The sequence below is a fragment of the Microbispora rosea genome, assembly GCF_900156315.1.
GTDB lineage: Bacteria > Actinomycetota > Actinomycetes > Streptosporangiales > Streptosporangiaceae > Microbispora > Microbispora rosea.
Genome location: NZ_FTNI01000003.1, coordinates 36,630 through 54,913, shown reverse-complemented (window position 1 = coordinate 54,913; position 18,284 = coordinate 36,630). Strand labels below are relative to the sequence as shown.

The 18,284-nt window shown below is 72.2% G+C and carries 16 protein-coding genes; 13 read left to right on the top strand and 3 right to left on the bottom strand.

What is annotated here, in order from left to right:
• Positions 1 to 26: 26 nt before the first annotated feature.
• From BXA11_RS05440 to BXA11_RS05430, 3 genes are all read right to left on the bottom strand, one after another.
• Complete coding sequence (locus BXA11_RS05440) at positions 27 to 2,204, bottom strand: thioesterase domain-containing protein (protein WP_083743978.1); 2,178 nt, start codon at positions 2,202 to 2,204, stop codon at positions 27 to 29.
• Between the two features lie 153 nt (positions 2,205 to 2,357).
• Entirely contained in the window at positions 2,358 to 3,959 is a 1,602-nt protein-coding gene (locus tag BXA11_RS05435) for a glycoside hydrolase family 10-like protein (protein ID WP_030504972.1), read from the bottom strand.
• Between the two features lie 228 nt (positions 3,960 to 4,187).
• On the bottom strand, positions 4,188 to 6,317 hold the full coding sequence (locus BXA11_RS05430) for an elongation factor G-like protein EF-G2 (RefSeq protein ID WP_076433259.1): 2,130 nt from the start codon (positions 6,315 to 6,317) through the stop codon (positions 4,188 to 4,190).
• A gap of 268 nt (positions 6,318 to 6,585) precedes the next feature.
• Here BXA11_RS05430 and pgsA point away from each other — a divergent pair, with 268 nt between their 5' ends.
• The 13 genes from pgsA (at position 6,586) to ruvB (ending at position 18,080) form a co-directional block, all read left to right on the top strand.
• Positions 6,586 to 7,191: a phosphatidylinositol phosphate synthase gene (gene pgsA, locus BXA11_RS05425; RefSeq protein ID WP_076433781.1), complete on the top strand. Its 606-nt coding sequence runs from the start codon at positions 6,586 to 6,588 to the stop codon at positions 7,189 to 7,191.
• Entirely contained in the window at positions 7,188 to 8,180 is a 993-nt protein-coding gene (locus BXA11_RS05420) for a phosphatidylinositol mannoside acyltransferase (RefSeq protein WP_083743977.1), read from the top strand. The genes pgsA and BXA11_RS05420 overlap by 4 nt, the downstream gene beginning before the upstream one ends.
• Positions 8,177 to 9,310, top strand: a complete 1,134-nt coding sequence (locus BXA11_RS05415) for a glycosyltransferase family 4 protein (RefSeq protein ID WP_076433258.1) — start codon at positions 8,177 to 8,179, stop codon at positions 9,308 to 9,310. The genes BXA11_RS05420 and BXA11_RS05415 overlap by 4 nt, the downstream gene beginning before the upstream one ends.
• 40 nt (positions 9,311 to 9,350) lie before the next feature.
• Positions 9,351 to 9,890 (top strand): hypothetical protein, encoded by a 540-nt coding sequence (locus BXA11_RS05410; RefSeq protein WP_076433256.1) that lies wholly within the window; start codon positions 9,351 to 9,353, stop codon positions 9,888 to 9,890.
• Between the two features lie 135 nt (positions 9,891 to 10,025).
• Positions 10,026 to 11,027 (top strand): DUF3048 domain-containing protein, encoded by a 1,002-nt coding sequence (locus tag BXA11_RS05405; RefSeq protein WP_030504966.1) that lies wholly within the window; start codon positions 10,026 to 10,028, stop codon positions 11,025 to 11,027.
• Positions 11,028 to 11,134: 107 nt separating this feature from the next.
• The gene (pdxS, locus tag BXA11_RS05400) at positions 11,135 to 12,049 is read left to right on the top strand and encodes a pyridoxal 5'-phosphate synthase lyase subunit PdxS (protein WP_076433254.1); all 915 of its coding nucleotides are present in this window, start codon (positions 11,135 to 11,137) and stop codon (positions 12,047 to 12,049) included.
• A gap of 303 nt (positions 12,050 to 12,352) precedes the next feature.
• Positions 12,353 to 12,778 (top strand): MarR family winged helix-turn-helix transcriptional regulator, encoded by a 426-nt coding sequence (locus tag BXA11_RS05395; RefSeq protein ID WP_030504964.1) that lies wholly within the window; start codon positions 12,353 to 12,355, stop codon positions 12,776 to 12,778.
• A 65-nt stretch (positions 12,779 to 12,843) separates the two neighbouring features.
• Positions 12,844 to 13,434, top strand: a complete 591-nt coding sequence (gene pdxT / locus BXA11_RS05390) for a pyridoxal 5'-phosphate synthase glutaminase subunit PdxT (RefSeq protein WP_030504963.1) — start codon at positions 12,844 to 12,846, stop codon at positions 13,432 to 13,434.
• Positions 13,435 to 13,437: 3 nt separating this feature from the next.
• Positions 13,438 to 14,190: a YebC/PmpR family DNA-binding transcriptional regulator gene (locus BXA11_RS05385; protein WP_030504962.1), complete on the top strand. Its 753-nt coding sequence runs from the start codon at positions 13,438 to 13,440 to the stop codon at positions 14,188 to 14,190.
• 208 nt (positions 14,191 to 14,398) lie between these two features.
• A complete protein-coding gene (locus tag BXA11_RS05380) occupies positions 14,399 to 15,586 on the top strand; it encodes a GNAT family N-acetyltransferase (RefSeq protein WP_076433252.1) in 1,188 nt (395 codons plus the stop codon).
• 110 nt (positions 15,587 to 15,696) lie between these two features.
• Positions 15,697 to 16,299: a crossover junction endodeoxyribonuclease RuvC gene (gene ruvC, locus BXA11_RS05375; protein ID WP_030504960.1), complete on the top strand. Its 603-nt coding sequence runs from the start codon at positions 15,697 to 15,699 to the stop codon at positions 16,297 to 16,299.
• The gene (gene ruvA / locus BXA11_RS05370; RefSeq protein WP_030504959.1) at positions 16,296 to 16,916 is read left to right on the top strand and encodes a Holliday junction branch migration protein RuvA; all 621 of its coding nucleotides are present in this window, start codon (positions 16,296 to 16,298) and stop codon (positions 16,914 to 16,916) included. Before ruvC ends, ruvA begins: the two co-directional genes overlap by 4 nt.
• 114 nt (positions 16,917 to 17,030) lie before the next feature.
• A complete protein-coding gene (gene ruvB / locus BXA11_RS05365) occupies positions 17,031 to 18,080 on the top strand; it encodes a Holliday junction branch migration DNA helicase RuvB (protein WP_076433250.1) in 1,050 nt (349 codons plus the stop codon).
• Positions 18,081 to 18,284 lie beyond the last annotated feature (204 nt).

Below are 18,284 nucleotides of genomic sequence, written 5' to 3'. Positions count from 1 at the left end.
GCCGAGAGCCGGACGCCCGGACGGTGTCAGGCCGTCGCGGGGCTCGGAGGCGTGCCGGGGTATCCGGCGGCCGGGACCGGCTCGCCGTGCTGCAGGGCGCGGATCCCGGCGCTGAGGACGAGCGGCACGGCCAGGGCCAGCGCCATGGACAGCACCGCGGCTCCCGAGTCGTTGACGAGCATGCCGACCAGGCCGCTCACGAGCGCGCCGAGCAGGCCCGCCCTGAGCATGGGCGCCCGTTCGAACGCGATCGGCAGGACGCCGGCGCTCGCCGCGCCCGGCCGCAGCAGCGCGAAGACGAGGAACGCGAACGCGGCGAGCACCACGGGCATCAGGTTCGGGCTGAGCAGCGTGGAGAGCATCGCGCCGAGCTTGCGGGAGATCACCGGCAGGAACGTGCCGTCGGCCACCTGCCCCACGAAGCGGCCCAGGTGCGTCTGGCTGGCCGGGGGACGCAGGTAGTCGAGGTAGGCGATCGCCATCACCAGAACGCCGCCCGCGGCGCAGAACGCGCCAAGCTTGACGATCGACACCCGCCTGCCCGCCACGATCAGCGCGGTGACCGCGATGCCCGGGACGAAGGCGATGACGCCGCCGAAGTCGCTGCCCACGCCCGGCCAGCCGTCGAGCAGCATGGCGAAGGCCCCGAGCGCGGCGACCAAGGCCACCGCGAGGGCCTTGCGGCCCGCTCTGACCAGCCGGTCGGCGGCGGCCGTGGTGACGAGCAGCACGGCCGTGGCGAGCAACGCGAAGGGGATGTTCCCCAGGCCGTAGTAGCGGGCGCCGACCACGCCCGTGTAGCCCATCAGGCTGTTGAGCTGCAGGGGCGTTCCGGTCAGCAGGTCGCCGAGCAGCACGGCCGCGGTCACCGCCGCGATCACGGTCAGCGGCCCGAGCACGCCCCGCCGCCACGGCCCCGCGAGGGCCGCCACGGTCAGCGCCACGGCGATCGCCGCGATCGAGACGAAGAGCGTGACCGCGGGCTGTGCCGCACGGGCCCACGGGGTGAGGTTGACGAGGTAGGTCGAGACGGGGATCGAGGCGAGCGCCACGGCGGCGGCCCGAACGGCGGGCAGCCCGTCGCGGCGGCGCAGCAGCAGGAACGCGGTGATGTAGAAGACCACCTGGAGCACGGCGAGCGTGGTGAAGAAGACGCCGGTCGCGTCGCGGATCGTCTGCCCGGCGACGTCGGCGGTGCGCAGGGCCTCGACGCGTTCGTTCAGGTTCCCGCCCGTCGGGTGGGTGTCGACCGGCACGCCGACGACGGCCGGGGGAGCGGCCACCCCGGTCCTGGCCAGGATCGTGGCGGTGAGATCCGGAACGATGACCATGTCGTCCCGATGGGTGGACCGGGCGCCGAGCGTCCCGGCCGCACCGGTGCCAGGATCGCTGCCAGTCCCGCTGCCAGGGCCACTGCCTGGACCGCGCAGCATGGCGGTCCTGAGGTGGGGGACGGAACCGTGGTCGGACAGCCCGGCGACCAGCACCGTCGCCGATCCGAGCCGCGGCAGGAACGACCCGAGCTTCGCGTCGGCCGCCCGGGCCGCGGCTCGCCGCGCGCCCGCGGACAGGAGCTCGGGCACCTCGCTCAGCCCGTCGCCGGAGACGTAGGGCGCGACGAGGTCGGGGATCTCCACGGCGACCACGTCGCCGCGCGACCACTGCGTGACCTCGGCGGGGGAGGGGGCGTAGAGGTCCACCCGGCCCTCGCGGTCGGCCAGCGCGAGCGCCGCTCCGGGGCCGACGGCCATCGTCGTCCGACCGGCCGCGTGCAGGGCCTGCCCCAGCGTGCCCGCGTCGTCCTGCTCCCGCACCTCCCAGAGCCAGGAGAACTCGGGGACGACCGCCCCCTCGCCGTCGGCCTCGGGGGTGGGAGCCATGCCGCACGCTCCCCCCACCGCCGACCGCACCCCGGCCGAGACCGTGAGCCAGGCGTCGTACGGGCAGGTGTCCTTGCGTACGGCCCGCACCGACAGGGAACCGAGGGCGGACTCGCCGGCGAGCCTCCAGAGGTTCGGGGTGTCGGCCGGGGTGATGTCGCTCCACATCAGGCCGGGGATCCCGACGAGCACGATCCGTTCACCGGCCGCCGTCGCCGCCCCGGTCGCGAGCCCGGCGGCCGCGGCCGCCGAGGGAGCGGAGGCCACGACCGACACGCCGAACGCGACGGCGACGACCGCGCGCTTCACCCAGGTGCCTCTCACCGGCGACCCCCAGTCTCCGTATGCGCACTCTCCGTACGCGGAGTCCCCATACGTGATCTTGTAAAAACTCGCGACCACGCTATCGGACCCGCCGACGGCCGCGCAGCAATCCGCGGCGACCTGTTTTCCCGGAGGACGGGCTTCCGGCCGGGGTCAGGCGGCCCGGGTGGCCGGGCTCTCGTTGCCGAGGCGGTCGACGGCGGTGACGTAGTAGGCGCCGGGGGCCCCGGCGGCGTACGACGGGGCCTGGGACGCCGGCACGACGGCCACCAGGTTGCGCGCGTCCGCCGTGGCGCACGAGGCGTCCTTGCCCGTCACACGGTAGATCCCGTAGGACTGGGCGCCCGGCTGGGCCTGCCACCTCAGCGTCCCGCCGGCCGCCTTCACCCCGCGCGGGGCCGCGGGCGCGGACCCCTGCCTGAGCACCGGCGGCAGCGCCGGGCGGGCGTAGTGGCTCTTCACGATCCGGTCGAGCACGCCCAGCGGGTTCTTCACCAGTTGCGCGGCGCTGAAGTAGACGTCGCCCGCGATCTCCGGATATTTGCGATTCAGCGTGAGGTGGGCGGGCAGCTCGCCCGCCTTGGTCCACGCCGGGGTGTCGGCGGTGCCCACCCGATAGAGCGCCTGCCCGATGTAGAGGCCGACGTCGGTGCCCTTCACCGCGTCGGCCCACCACTTGGCGAGCACGGAGTAGTCGGCCGCGGCGAACCCGCGGGGCCAGTAGAGCTGGGGCATCACGTAGTCGACCGAGCCCGCCTTGATCCACGCCTTGGCGTCCGCGTAGATCGAGTCGTAGGCCGACATGCCCTTGGTGGCCGAGCCCGCCGGGTCCTCGGCCTTGTTGCGCCAGATGCCGAACGGGCTGATCCCGAAGGCGGCGTACGGCTTGGCCGTGTGCACCGCCCGCGAGACCTGGGCGACCAGCTGGTTCACGTTGCGCCGCCGCCAGTCGGCCAGCGTCAGGCCCTTGCCGTACTTCTTGTACGCGGCCTGGTCGGCGAACCGCGTGCCCTGGCCCGGATAGGGATAGAAGTAGTCGTCGAAGTGGACGCCGTCGACGTCGTAGCGCTTGACGACGTCCGTCACGACCTTGGTCACCCAGTCGCGCACCTGGGGCAGGCCCGGGTTGTAGTAGAGCTTGCCCTCGTGCTTGACGGTCCAGTCGGGATGCAGACGCGCCGGGTGCCCGTCGGGCAGCTTCGAGGAGGCCGAGTCGGCCGCCCGGTAGGGGTTGAACCACGCGTGGAACTGCAGGCCGCGCTTGTGGGCCTCGTCCACCAGGAACGGCAGCGGGTCCCAGCCCGGGTCCCTGCCCGCCGTGCCGGTGAGCCACTGGGACCACGGCTCCAGCGGCGAGCGGTAGACCGCGTCCGAGGCGGGCCGCACCTGGAAGAACACCGCGTTCAGGCGCCGCTTGACCGCGTTGTCGAGGATTTTCAGATATTCGGCCTTCTGCCGGTCCGGTGACAGTCCCGGCTTCGACGGCCAGTCGAGATTGTGCACGGTGGCGATCCAGACGCCGCGAAGCTGGCGCTTGGGGTAATTCACGCTGGTGGCACAGGTGTCCGCCGCCGTGAGCGTCTCCGCCTCGACCTGCTGCCGCGTCGCCTTCGGCACCGCCGTACGGCCGTCCTTCCCGGCGCCGACCTTCTCGGCCTGGGCGCCGGGGCCGAACGTGTAGGCGGCTCCGACGGCGGCGGCGGCGATGACGGCGGTCGCGATCAACGGGCGGACGACCTGTCTCCGCTCGGTCACGTGGCTACCCCTCTGATTTGCCAGTAAGTCCGGCCATAAGTCTTACATCGGCAAAAGAGCGGTTTAGCCAGAAAAACGAAATGAATTTGTGATACAGACGTGACGCGGGGCACCTTCTGGGGCTCCCCTTACCCGGGAGATGTGAAACCCGGCGTCGACGACGGCATGGGTGAGCTGCGAAAACCCCGGCGGCCGGGAGGCGGGCCGCCGGGGCTGCGAATCGCTTCGCTACTCGCCCGCCGCGGCCACCTTGTCGGCCAGGTGGGCGGGCAGCGGCTCGTACCGAAGGAAGGAGCGGCTGAACGTGCCCGCCCCGTGGGACAGCGAGCGCAGGTCGATCGCGTACCGTGTGATCTCCAGTTGCGGCACCTCGGCGCGCACCAGCGTGCGGCCCGTGCCGACCGGCTCGGTGCCGAGCACCCTGCCGCGGCGGGAGGACAGGTCGGACATCACGGCTCCGACGTAGTCGTCGGACACGAGCACCGACACCTCGTCCACCGGTTCGAGCAGGTGCGTCGCCACCTTGGACGCGGCCTCCTTGAGCGCGAGCTGCCCGGCGATCTGGAAGGCCATGTCGGAGGAGTCGACCGAGTGGGCCTTGCCGTCGTAGAGCGTGACGCGCACGTCGACCATCGGATAGCCGGCGACGACCCCGCGCTCCATCTGCGCCCGCACGCCCTTCTCCACCGACGGGATGAACTGCCGCGGCACCACGCCGCCCACGATCTTGTCGACGAACTCGAACCCGCCGCCCGACGGCAGCGGCTCGACCTCGATGTGGCAGATCGCGTACTGGCCGTGCCCGCCGGTCTGCTTGACGTTGCGCCCCAAGCCCTGCGCCTTGCCGGCGAACGTCTCCCGCAGCGGCACGCGCAGGTCGATCTTCTCGACCTCGACTCCGTGCCGCTTGGCCAGGCGGTCGAGCAGGACGTCGGAGTGCGCCTCGCCCATGCACCACAGCACGAGCTGGCGGGTCTCGGCGTTGTTCTCCAGCCGCAGGGTCGGGTCCTCCGCCACCAGGCGGCCCAGGGCCTGGCTGAGCTTGTCCTCGTCGGCCTTCGACTTGGCCCTGATGGCGACCGGCAGCAGTGGTTCCGGCATGGTCCACGCCTCGACCAGCAGCGGGTCGTCCTTGTCCGAGAGCGTGTCGCCCGTCTCGGTCCGCGACAGCTTGGCGACCGCGCAGATGTCCCCGGCGACGCACTTGCCCACGGTCCGCTGCGATTTGCCGAGCGGCGACGACAGCGCGCCCACCCGCTCGTCGACGTCGTGGTCCTCGTGCCCCCGTTCCGCCAGGCCGTGACCGGAGACGTGCACCATCATGTCCGGTCGCAGCGTGCCGGAGAAGACCCGGACCAGGCTGATCCGTCCCACGTACGGGTCGCTCGTGGTCTTCACGACCTCGGCCACGAGCGGGCCGTCCGGGTCGGCGGTGATCTCCCTGCACGGCTTGCCGTCGATCCCGGTGATCTTCGGCAGCGGGTGCTCCAGGGGCGAGGGGAAGCCCTGCGTGACGATCTCCAGCAGCTCCAGCATGCCGACGCCGGGCGCCGTGGCGAGGACCGGGTAGAAGCCGGCCCGCGCGACCGCCTTCTCCAGGTCGTCGATGAGCACCTTGGTGTCGATCGTCTCGCCGGAGAGGTAGCGGTCCATCAGGGACTCGTCCTCGCTCTCCTGGATGATCCCCTCGATGAGGTCGCCGCGATACTGCTCGATGAGCGCGAGCTGGTCGGCGTCGGGCTCCCGCTCGGTCCTGCGCCCGCCGCCGTAGTCGAACAGCCGGTGCGACAGCAGGCCGAGCAGCCCGGTGCCGTCCACCGGCAGGTAGAGCGGCGCCACGCCGTCGCCGAACGCGTCCTGGCAGGTGGCGAGGACCTCGTCGAAGTTGGCGCGCTGATGGTCGATCTTGGTGATGACCACGGCGCGGGGCATCCCGACGAGCGCGCACTCCTCCCAGAGCATGCGGGTGAGCCCGTCCACGCCCTCCGCCGCCGAGACGACGAACAGCGCCGCGTCGGCCGCGCGCAGCCCGGCCCTCAGATCGCCGACGAAGTCGGCGTACCCCGGGGTGTCCAAGAAGTTGATTTTGATGCCGTTGTGGACCACGGGGGCGACCGACAGGTTGACGGAACGCTGCTGGCGCACCTCCACCTCGTCGAAGTCGCTGACCGTGGTGCCGTCCTCGACCCGGCCGGGACGCTGGATGGTGCCCGTCTCCGCGAGCAGCGCCTCGACCAGCGTCGTCTTCCCGGCCCCGGAATGGCCGACCAGCACGACATTGCGCACCATGTCCGGCCGATCGGCCGCGGGTGCCCTGCCCGCGGCCCCTGTTGTCGCGCCGGTTGATCTTTCGGCCACATCGCCTCCCGAATCTCTGAGCGGTCGGGATGGGCACGTGGCACGCACCCCGCGCCGGCCGCTCGTGCCGTCGCTGTCCGCGCCCGGGGGCCTCGCCCTCTCACGACCGTGCGGCGGCTGACACGGCGGTTCACCTCCGTGACATCTCCGCGCGGCCCTGCGGGCGCGTGCTCTTCACCCTTTACCCATGTGGCGCATATCACAAGACTTTTCGGCGGAATGTGCTTGCGAGGTGCGGCGGCGCTGGATGGCCTACGATCGGACGGCGATGTTGAACATCCTGCGCCCCGCCGTCACCCGAGTCATGACCCCGCTGGGGCGAGCCCTCGCCCGCTGGGGGATCTCGCCCGATGTGATCACCGCGATCGGCACACTCGGAGTGGTGGCCTCCGCTCTCGTCTTCTACCCGCTCGGGCATCTGTTCGCGGGAACGCTCGTCATCACGTTCTTCGTGCTCGCCGACCTCCTGGACGGCGTGCTGGCCCGGATGACGGGCAAGGGGAGCACGTGGGGCGCCTTCCTGGACTCCACGCTCGACCGTCTCAGCGACGCCTCGATCTTCTCGGGGCTGATCCTCTACTTCGTCCTCAAGGACGACCCCGAGATCGTCCTCGCGATCGTCGCGCTCTTCTGCCTCGTCGCGGGAGCATTGGTCTCCTACGCCAAGGCCAGAGCCGAGGGCCTCGGCATGACCGCGAACGTCGGCATCGCCGAACGGGGGGAGCGTCTCGTGGTCGTGCTCGTGGCGGCCGGACTGTCCGGCCTCGGCGTGCCGTACGTCCTGGCGGCCGGGCTCTGGCTGCTCGCCGCCGCCAGCGCCGTCACGGTGGTGCAGCGGATGGTGCACGTCTACAGACAGGCGGTGGTCAGATGAAGGACACGGACGGCCCATCCCCGGGGCGGTCCGCGCGGTCCGCGCGACCCGCGCGACCCGGCGCGGCGCCGCTCGCCGACCGGCTGGTCGCGGCGGCCTACACCGTCGGCTGGGCCGTGGTCCGGTACGTGCCGGAACGGGTGGCCGCGTGGTTCTTCCGGGTCCTCGCCGACTGGCTGTGGCGCAGGCGTGGCAAGTCCGTGCGCCGCCTGGAGGCCAACCTGGCCCGCGTCGTCGGCGGCGACCCCGGCGACCCCGCCGTGCGCGAGCTGAGCCGGGCCGGCATGCGCTCCTACTTCCGCTACTGGATGGAGTCGTTCCGCTTCACCGCCTACACCCGCGAGCGCGTCCTCGACGGCACCCGGGCCACCGGCGGCGAGCACATCTTCGACAACCTCGCCCGAGGCAGGGGAGTGGTGGTCGCGCTGCCCCACATGGGCAACTACGACCTCGCCGGCGCCTGGCTGGTGCACATGGGCCACCCCTTCACCACCGTCCAGGAACGGCTGAAGCCCGAGTCGCTGTTCGAGCGCTTCGTCGCCTACCGCGGGCGGCTCGGCATGGAGGTGCTGCCGCTGACCGCCAAGGGCGGCGGCAGCGCGATGGCGTTCGGCACGCTCGCCAAGCGGCTGCGCGCGGGCAGGCCCGTCTGCCTGCCCGCCGAGCGCGACCTGACCGCCTCCGGCGTCGAGGTCGAGTTCTTCGGAGCCAGAACGCGCATGGTCGCCGGGCCCGCGCTGCTGGCGATCCAGACGGGAGCCGCGCTGCTGCCCGCCGTGCTCTGGTTCGAGGGGAACGGCTGGGGCATCCGCATCCACGAGGAGATCCCCGTGCCGCCCGAGGGGACCAGGCAGGAGAAGGTCGTGGTGATGACCCAGGCCCTGGCGGCGGTGTTCGAGAAGGGCATCGCCGAGCACCCGGAGGACTGGCACATGCTCCAGCGCCTGTGGCTCGACGACCTCGAGCCCCGCCCGGGGGCCGGGTCGTGAACGTCGGCATCGTCTGCCCGTACACCTGGGAGGTCCCCGGGGGCGTGCAGGCGCACATCAGGGACCTCGCCGAGGCGCTCATCGACGACGGGCACAAGGTGTCGGTCATCGCCCCCGCGGCCGACGACGCCGAACTGCCGGCGTACGTGACACCGGCGGGGCGCGCCGTGCCCGTGCCGTACAACGGGTCGGTCGCCCGGCTGGCGTTCGGGTTCCTGTCGGCCAACCGGGTGCGCAAGTGGATCAGGGAGGGCGGGTTCGACGTGCTGCACGTGCACGAGCCCGCCGTGCCGTCCCTCGGCGTGCTCGCCTGCTGGGTCGCCCGGGGGCCCATCGTGGCGACGTTCCACGCCTCCTATGAGCGGTCGCGGGCCATGTCGGTGGCCGCGCCGATGCTGCAGAGCGCGCTGGAGAAGATCACGGGCAGGATCGCGGTCTCCGACGCCGCCCGCAAGACGCTGGTGGAGCACCTCGGCGGCGACGCGGTGCTGATCCCCAACGGCGTGACGGTGCGCAGGTACGCCGAGGGGGAGCCGCTGCCGGGCTGGGGCCCCGACGGCAACGTGATCGGCTTCCTCGGGCGGATGGACGAGCCACGCAAGGGCCTGGCCGTGCTGCTGGAGGCCTTCGCCCTGCTGGCCCCCGAGCGGCCCGCGCTGCGCCTGCTGATCGCCGGGCCGGGCGACCCCGACGACGTGCTCGGGCGGGTGCCCAAGCAATATCGGGACAGGGTCGGGCTGCTCGGCATGGTCAGCGAGGCCGACAAGGTGCGCGCCTACCACTCCGTGGACGTCTTCTGCGCGCCCAACCTGGGCGGGGAGAGCTTCGGCATCGTGCTCACCGAGGCCATGTCGGCCGGGGCGCCGATCCTCGCCAGCGACATCCCCGCCTTCCGGCGCGTGCTGGGCGACGGGCAGGCGGGGGCGCTGTTCGCCACCGGGGACCCCGCCGCCCTGGCCGGGGAGGCCGCCCGGCTGCTCGACGACGCCGAGCGCCGCGCCAAGCTCTCCGACGAGGCTCGCCAGGCGGTGTGGAAGTACGACTGGTCGACGGTCGCGCGGGAGGTCGTGCGCGTCTACGAGACGGTCGCCCACGCCAGCGCGGGCGTGGTTGAGGACGCGCTGCCATGACGATCCGCAGCGATCGGGTCGCGTACGAGGAGGTGCCGGCGTGACCACGACCCTGATCCTCGTGGCGGCCGTGATCGTCGTGCTGTTCGCCGTCTACGTCTCCTGGCGGGCGGGGCGGCTCGACCGTCTCCATATCCGTCTGGAGACCGCCCAGGCCGCGCTCGACGCCGCGCTGCTGCGCCGCGCCGCGGTCTGCCTGGAGCTCGCCGGCTCGCGCATCCTCGACCCCGCCACCTCACTGGTGCTCGCCGCGGCCGCGCACGAGGCCCGTACGGCGGGGCCGGACGAGCGTGAGCACGCCGAGAGCGACCTGTCGAGGACGCTGCGGGCGGTGGTCGACCAGGAGCGGTTCCGGGAGAAGCTGGCCGAGCACCCCGCGGGGGCGGCCCTGCTGGAGGAACTGGACACGGCGGTCGCCAAGGTCGTCTACTCGCGCCGGTTCTACAACAACGCCGCCGGCGTCACCCGTACGGCGCAGCGGCGCTGGCTGGCCCGGTCGCTGCACCTGGCCGGGCACACCGATCCGCCCCGGTTCTTCGATATCGACGACGAACCGCCCGAATCACTCGCTACTGGATAGTCACTTTTTGTCGGGCATTTCGGGTCGATCCCGGTAAGCTCATGCCGTTTCATTGCCATGCTGGTCAACGGGTCCGCGTGGGCCAGGTCCGTCGTGCCTGGTGCCGGGGGCTTTCCATCGGGAGGAGCGGATACGGTGCGGGCAGGGATCGGCTTCACGCTGGCCATGGCGGTCGTCCTGGCCGGAACCGCGTGCTCGGGCGACGACAAGCCCACCGCCCAGTCCGAGGGAGCGAGCGTCGTGGCGTCCCCGTCGCCGACACCGCCTCCCGAGCATCCGTTCACCGGCCGCCCCGTCGCCGCCCGCAAGCCGGTCCTCGCCGTGAAGATCGAGAACACCCACGCGGGCAAGCCGCAGATGGGCCTGCGCAGTGCCGACATCGTCTTCGTGGAGCAGGTCGAGGGCGGGCTCACCCGGCTCATGGCGATCTTCTCCTCGAAGCTGCCCGCCCAGGTGGGACCGGTCCGCAGCGCCCGCATCTCCGACCTGCACATCCTCCCGATGTTCGGCAAGCCCGCCCTGGCCTACTCGGGCGTGCAGACGAAGATGATCCCCTATGTCCAGAAGGCTTCGCTGTTCGACGTGTCCGACAGCCGGGTCCCCGGCGCGTACACGCGCGCGGCCGGCCGGGTCGCGCCGTACAACCTGGTCGGCGCTCCCAGGAAGCTGCTCGCCGCGGCCCCGAAGGCGAGCAGGGCGGACGACATCGGGTTCGTCTTCTCCGACGAGCCGCCGGCCGGGGGCACGCCGCAGAAGAGCGTCAGCGTCCGCTATCCCGCGGCCCGCTTCACCTTCACCTGGTCGGCGGCGCAGAAGCGCTGGCTGGTGACGCAGGACGGCGAGAAGGACATGGCGGCCGAGGGCGGCCAGCAGGGCGCGCCCACGATCGTCGTCCAGTGGGTGAAGACCGACCGCTCGGAGTTCCACGACTTCACCGGCAGCTACACCCCGCTCGTGCACACGGTGGGCAAGGGCACCGGCGTCGTGCTCAGGGACGGCCAGGCCTACCGGGTGAAGTGGTCGCGCGCCTCGGAGAAGGAGGGCACCACCTACACCATGGCCGACGGCACGCCCATGCCGTTCGCCCGCGGTCAGGTCTGGGTCGTGCTCGCCTCGCGCAAGCCCGTCGCGCCGTGATGGACAAAAAGCGTGATCGACTCTGACGAACGGGTGCGTCGGGTGCGGGATCGGCCACCGCCTACCATGGAGAGGAATCCGTAGGCCCGCCGTCGTGAGGTAGCACCGTGTCCAGCAGCGTCCCCGAAGTCAACGAGACCACCGCCGTCGGCACCGCCCGCGTGAAGCGCGGCATGGCCGAGATGCTCAAGGGCGGTGTCATCATGGACGTCGTCACCCCGGAGCAGGCCAAGATCGCCGAGGATGCCGGAGCCGTCGCCGTGATGGCGCTGGAGCGCGTCCCCGCCGACATCCGCGCTCAGGGCGGCGTGTCCCGGATGAGCGACCCCGACATGATCGAGGGCATCATCAGCGCCGTCTCCATCCCGGTGATGGCCAAGGCCAGGATCGGCCACTTCGTCGAGGCCCAGGTGCTCCAGGCGCTCGGGGTCGACTACATCGACGAGTCCGAGGTCCTCACCCCGGCCGACTTCGCCAACCACATCGACAAGTGGCAGTTCACCGTCCCCTTCGTGTGCGGGGCCACCAACCTCGGCGAGGCGCTGCGCCGCATCACCGAGGGCGCCGCGATGATCCGCTCCAAGGGCGAGGCCGGGACCGGCGACGTCTCCAACGCCACCACCCACATGCGCAAGATCCGCGGCGAGATCAAGCGCCTCACCTCGCTGCCCGAGGACGAGCTGTTCGTCGCCGCCAAGGAGCTGCAGGCGCCGTACGAGCTGGTGGCCGAGATCGCCAAGACCGGCAAGCTGCCGGTGGTGCTGTTCACCGCGGGCGGCATCGCCACCCCGGCCGACGCCGCGATGATGATGCAGCTCGGCGCCGAGGGCGTGTTCGTCGGCTCGGGCATCTTCAAGTCCGGCGACCCCGCCAAGCGCGCCGCCGCCATCGTCAAGGCCACCACGTTCTACGACGACCCCGACGTGATCGCCAAGGTCTCGCGCGGCCTGGGCGAGGCGATGGTCGGCATCAACGTCGACGACATCCCCGTGCCGCACCGCCTCGCCGAGCGCGGCTGGTAGACGCCGGGAAAGCCAGGACGCGGACGCCCGGCTGGGGCCATCCCAGCCGGGCGTTCTCGCTGTTCGCGGGGCGGAACGTCCGCGTCGCCCCCCGGCGGCGACGTACGCGACCACGAGGGGCCGCGGGCGTGCCGAGGCGTGATCGGCCGGCAGGTCTTCTTCGCCCAAAGGCCGAGGAGGCGCCGGTGCGGCGACGACGCGGCGCGGCGAAGAGCGCCGGCCAGGGCGTGCGGGCGGCGTCCCCTTTCCGGGGCGCCGCCCGCTTCGTCTGCCCCGGCCCGGCCACCGTTATCGTGGCCTGCTATGACGACCGACGACACGGCACGGCTCGCCGAGAACCTGTCACGTGAGCTGCGCCACCTCGTGATGCTGCTGCGCCGGACGACGGCGGGGCAGCCGGTCACCGCCCAGCAATACTCCGTGCTCGGCTCCCTGGAGGACGGCGCGCGCCGGATGACCGACCTGGCCGAGGAGCACGGCGTGCAGCTTCCGACGATGAGCGTGCAGGTCAACCGCCTCGAGGAGGCCGGTCTCGTCGCGCGGGGCACCGACGCCTCCGACGCGCGGGTGCGCACCGTCGAGCTGACCGTCGAGGGCCGCGACCGCCTCCGGGCCGTACGGCGGGCCAGGATCGCCTACCTGTCCGGACGGCTGAGCGGGCTGACCGCCGAGGAGCGCGCGGCCATCGCCCGCGCCCTTCCCGCCCTCGCCAAGCTGGGTCGTGCCTGACCTATCGTTTTGGGCCCGCAAGACCGTGGCCATACCCTGAACAGGTCACCACAGGAAGGGAAATCGTGACGTCCGCACCCAAGATCGGCGTGCTCGCCCTGCAGGGCGACGTGCGCGAGCACATCCGCGCTCTGGAGGAGTCGGGCGCGACCGCCGTGCCGGTGCGCAGGCAGGAGGAGCTCGCCGCGGTGGACGCGCTGGTCGTCCCCGGCGGGGAGTCGACCACGATGTGGAAGCTCGCCACCACCTTCGAGCTGCTCGAACCGCTGCGGATGCGCATCAAGGAGGGCATGCCCGCCTACGGCTCGTGCGCCGGAATGATCATGCTGGCCGACCGGATCGAGGGCGGCATCGAGGGCCAGGAGACACTGGGCGGCATCGACATTGTGGTCCGCCGCAACGCCTTCGGCCGCCAGGTCGACTCGTTCGAGGCCGATCTCGACTTCGCGGGGCGCGGGACGATCAGGGCCGTGTTCATCCGCGCGCCCTGGGTCGAATCCGTGGGGCCCGACGTGGAGGTGCTGGGCCGCACCGAAGCTGGGGATAGGATCGTCGCGGTCCGACAGGGACCGTTGCTCGCGACGTCCTTCCATCCGGAGCTGACCGGCGACGCGCGGGTGCACTCGTATTTTGTCGAAATGGTGAGGGAGCTCTAGGCGATGTCCGGCCACTCCAAATGGGCGACGACGAAGCACAAGAAGGCGGCGCTGGACTCCAAGCGCGGCAAGCTTTTCGCCAAGCTCATCAAGAACATCGAGGTCGCGGCCAGGACCGGCGGGCCCGACCCGGACGGCAACCCCACGCTGTTCGACGCCATCACCAAGGCCAGGAAGAACTCGGTCCCGATCGACAACATCGAGCGGGCCCGCAAGCGCGGCGGCGGCCTCGAGGCCGGCGGCGCCGACTGGCAGACGATCATGTACGAGGGCTACGCCCCCGGCGGCGTCGCGGTCCTCATCGAGTGCCTCACCGACAACCGCAACCGCGCGGCGTCCGAGGTGCGCGTGGCGCTGACCCGCAACGGCGGCTCGCTCGCCGACCCCGGCTCGGTGTCGTACATGTTCAACCGCAAGGGCGTCGTGATCGTCCCCAAGGGGTCGCTGACGGAGGACGACGTGCTCATGGCCGTCCTCGACGCGGGGGCCGAGGAGGTCAACGACCTCGGCGAGAACTTCGAGGTGGTCTGTGAGGCCTCCGACCTGATCCCCGTGCGCAAGGCGCTGCAGGACGCCGGCATCGACTACGAGTCGGCCGAGATGAGCTTCGTTCCCACGCTCAACGTCCCCCTCGAGGAGGACGGCGCCCGCAAGATCTTCAAGCTCATCGACGCGCTGGAGGACAGCGACGACGTGCAGAACGTCTGGGCGAACTTCGACGTGAGCGACGAGGTCATGGAGAAGATCGAGGCCTGACGCCGGAGCCGGGCGCGGGCCCTTGCCGCCGGATCGGCACAGGGCCCTTGCCCTAATCGACGCAGGGCCCTTGCCCTCATCGACGCAGAGCCCCGGCCGCATTGAGGCAGCGCCTTGCCTCCGTTGACGCAGGGCCTCGGCCGGAGGGCGGCGCGGGGGCGGAAAACCGGTGGCAGCGGCGACCGGAGCCCGCATAGCCTGGCCGGTTGTGGAAATTCGTCATATCACGAGCGAGGACCTGGACGCCGTCCTCGACAACCGAAGGCGCGCCTTCGGCCCGCTGTCCGGCGGCGGCGCGGAGACCTGGCGCAAGCTCGTCTCCCCGATGCTGCCCGAGGGCCGCTATCTGGGCGCCTTCGACGGCCCGCGGCTCGTCGGCACGGCCAGGATCAACCCGTACGTCCAGTGGTGGCACGGCCGCCCCCTGTCCATGGGCGGTGTGGCGGGTGTGACGGTGGCGCCGGAGGACCGTGGCAGGGGCGTGGGCCGGGCGCTCACGCACGCGGCCATCGAGCGCTGCGCGGAGCTCGGTCACGCGGTCTCCGCGCTCTACCCGGCCACCACGCCGGTGTACCGGAGCGCGGGTTACGAGCACGCCGGCGTGCTCCAGCGGATCACCGTGCCCGCCGAGGCGCTGCGTACGCTGGGCGGCCCCGGCGGCGCGGCGGGCGGGGTCAAGCTCCGCCGGATGGGCCCCGCCGACGCGGCCGAGCTCGTCGCCCTGATCGGCAGGGTGCACGCCGCCGCCCGCGCGAGCGGGCCGCTGTGCTTCGACGAGCGGACCTGGCGGCTGTGGCTGGAGGACGACGACGACTTCTGCTACCTGGCCGAGGACGGGTTCGTCGTCTACCGCTGGAGCGACGGGGACATCGAGGTCGACAACCTGCTGGCGGGGTCGGAGGCGACGGCCAGGGCCCTGTGGTCGATGGTCGGCAGCGCGTCGACCGTCGCGAAGTCGGTGAAGGCCTTCGTGGACCCGGCCGACCCGATGCTCTGGATGCTCCGGGAGCGGTCGAAGGACGAGGTCAGCCAGACCCGGTGGATGTTCCGGCTGATCGATCTGCCCGCCGCGGTCGAGGGGCGCGGCTTCCCCGCCGGAGTTCGCGTCGAGACCCCCCTTGAGGTGACCGACTCCCCACGCCCGGGCAACGCGGGCGCGTGGCTGCTGCGGGTGGACGGCGGCGCCGGCTCCGTGACGCGGCGGGAGGCGGCGCGCGGTGAGAGCGCGGACGGGGACGCGACGCGGCTCACGATCGGCGGGATGTCGGCGCTGTTCGGCGGCGTGCCCACGGCCACCCTCCGCCGCGCCGGCCTCCTGAGCGGCGGCTCTGCCGACGCCGACGACGCGCTGGACGCCGCGTTCGGCTGCGCCGCGTACATGATCGACTACTTCTGACGCGCCCGCGCGGCCGCTGATCGCGATAGAGTGACCGACCGAACAGATGTTCGGCGCAGCGGTGGCCGCGCCGCCGGGATCAGGGAGGCGTGCCGGTGCGGATGCCCCAACTGCGGGTGATGGGCGTGGACCCGGGGCTGACGCGGTGCGGTCTCGGCGCCGTGGAGGGCCGTCCGGGCGCCCCGCTGAGCCTGCTGTCGGTCGGGGTGGTCCGCACCCCGCCCGACGACGACATCGGGTCCCGGCTGGTCGTCATCGAGGCGGAGATCGAGCGCTGGCTCGACGAGATCAAGCCCGACGCGGTCGCCGTCGAGCGGGTCTTCGCCCAGCACAACGTCCGTACGGTCATGGGGACGGCCCAGGCCTCGGCCGTCGCGATCGTCTGCGCGGCGCGGCGGGGGCTGCCGGTCGCGCTGCACACGCCCAGCGAGGTCAAGGCCGCGATCACCGGCAACGGCAACGCCGACAAGAAGCAGGTCGGCACGATGGTCACCCGGCTGCTGCGGCTCGACGCCATGCCCAAGCCGGCGGACGCGGCCGACGCGCTCGCCCTGGCCATCTGCCACGTCTGGCGGGGCGGCGTGCAGCACCGGCTGGCCGACGCCCTGGCCAGGGCCCGTTCCGGGGGTGCGGGCCCCGCGGCCTCTGGTAGGACTGGGAGACCCGGCGACGTCGCGGCCGGGCGTCCGGACCGGGGAGGGAGCACGCGGTGATCGCATCCGTTGCGGGGCAGGTGGCGGCGATCGGAGCCGACAGCGCCGTGGTCGAGGTGGGCGGCGTCGGGATGCTCGTCCACTGCGCCCCGGGCACCCTGGCCGGGCTGCGCATCGGCGAACCCGCCCGGCTGTCCACCTCGCTCGTCGTCCGCGAGGACTCGCTCACGCTGTACGGCTTCGCCTCCGACGACGAGCGGACGGTCTTCGAGCTGCTCCAGACGGCCAGCGGGGTCGGGCCGCGCCTGGCCCTGGCCATGCTCGCGGTCCACGCGCCCAACGCGCTGCGGGTCGCGGTGGCGAGCGCCGACATCAAGGCCCTGACGATGGTGCCCGGCATCGGCCAGAAGGGCGCCCAGCGCATCGTGCTCGAACTCAAGGACAAGCTCGGCACCCCGGCGGCGGCCGTCGACGCCGCGATCAACGGCGCGGCGGCGGCGCCCGTCTGGCGCGACCAGGTCCACTCGGGGCTCGTCGGGCTCGGCTACTCGTCCAGGGACGCCGACGAGGCGGTCGCGACGGTCACCGCGGAGGCCGAGGCGGAGCTCGCGGCCGGCCGCACCCCGCAGGTGGCGGCGCTGCTCAAGTCCGCCCTGCGCGCGCTGAGCGTGCGGTGACCTCGTGACGGGCCGCGCCTCGCCCGCCGTGCGGGGCGCGCGTCGGGCGAGGCGTTCGTTGAAAGTTTCACCGGGAATCGGACGGGTCCCGGCAGGCCGAGCGGATGGTGTCGAGTGAGCTTCGAGCGGGATCTCGTGTCGCCGGAACCGGAGGGCGACGAGCGGGCGATCGAGGCCGCGCTGCGCCCCCGGCGCCTGGACGAGTTCATCGGGCAGGGCCGGGTGCGCGAGCAGCTGTCGCTGGTGCTGGAGAGCGCCCTGCGCCGCAACCGCCCGCCCGACCACGTCCTCATGAGCGGCGGCCCCGGGCTCGGCAAGACGACGCTTGCCATGATCATCGCCTCCGAGCTCGGTGCGCCACTGCGGATGACCTCGGGCCCGGCGCTTGAGCGCGCGGGCGACCTCGCCGCGATCCTGTCCACGCTGACCGAGGGCGAGGTCCTGTTCATCGACGAGATCCACCGCATGGCCCGTCCCGCGGAGGAGATGCTCTACCTCGCGATGGAGGACTTCCGGGTCGACATCGTCGTCGGCAAGGGCCCGGGCGCCACCTCGATCCCTCTCGACATCGCTCCGTTCACGCTGGTCGGGGCCACGACCAGGGCGGGGCTGCTGCCGGCGCCGCTGCGCGACAGGTTCGGCTTCACCGCCCACATGGACTTCTACGAGGTGGCCGAGCTGGAGCGGGTGCTGCGGCGCTCCGCGAAGCTGCTGTCGGTCGAACTGCCGGACGAGGGCGCCTACGAGATCGCCCGCCGTTCACGCGGCACGCCCCGCATCGCCAACCGCCTGCTGCGGCGGGTGCGCGACTTCGCCGAGGTCCGCGCGGAGGGCGTGATCACCCGGGAGGTAGCGGCGGCGGCGCTCAACCTCTACGAGGTCGACGCCGAGGGGCTGGACCGGCTCGACCGGGCCGTGCTCGACGCGCTGCTGCGCAAGTTCGGCGGCGGTCCGGTGGGCCTGTCGACGCTCGCGGTGGCGGTGGGGGAGGAGCCGGAGACCGTCGAGGTCGTGGCCGAGCCCTTCCTGGTGCGGCAGGGGCTGCTGGCCCGCACCCCGAGGGGCCGCGTCGCCACCGCCACCGCCTGGGCGCATCTCGGACTGACTCCGCCTCCCGACGCGGTCGGCTCGGCGGCGGCGCCCACGCTCTTCGACGACGCCTGAACGCCGGCGCCGGGGCCGAAGCGGAAACTGGGGCAAAGAGGTAACAGACCGATTGCGAAGCCCATGAAACGGGAACTTTCCTGCCCGCCGAGCCGTGGGTTCGTTGCCGGGCTTCTGCGGGCTCGCATACACTGCGTGGCTTGACTGGCCGCACACGATAGAAGTCGCGGTGGCCCGCGTGTGAAGCGCACAAGACCTCCGGCG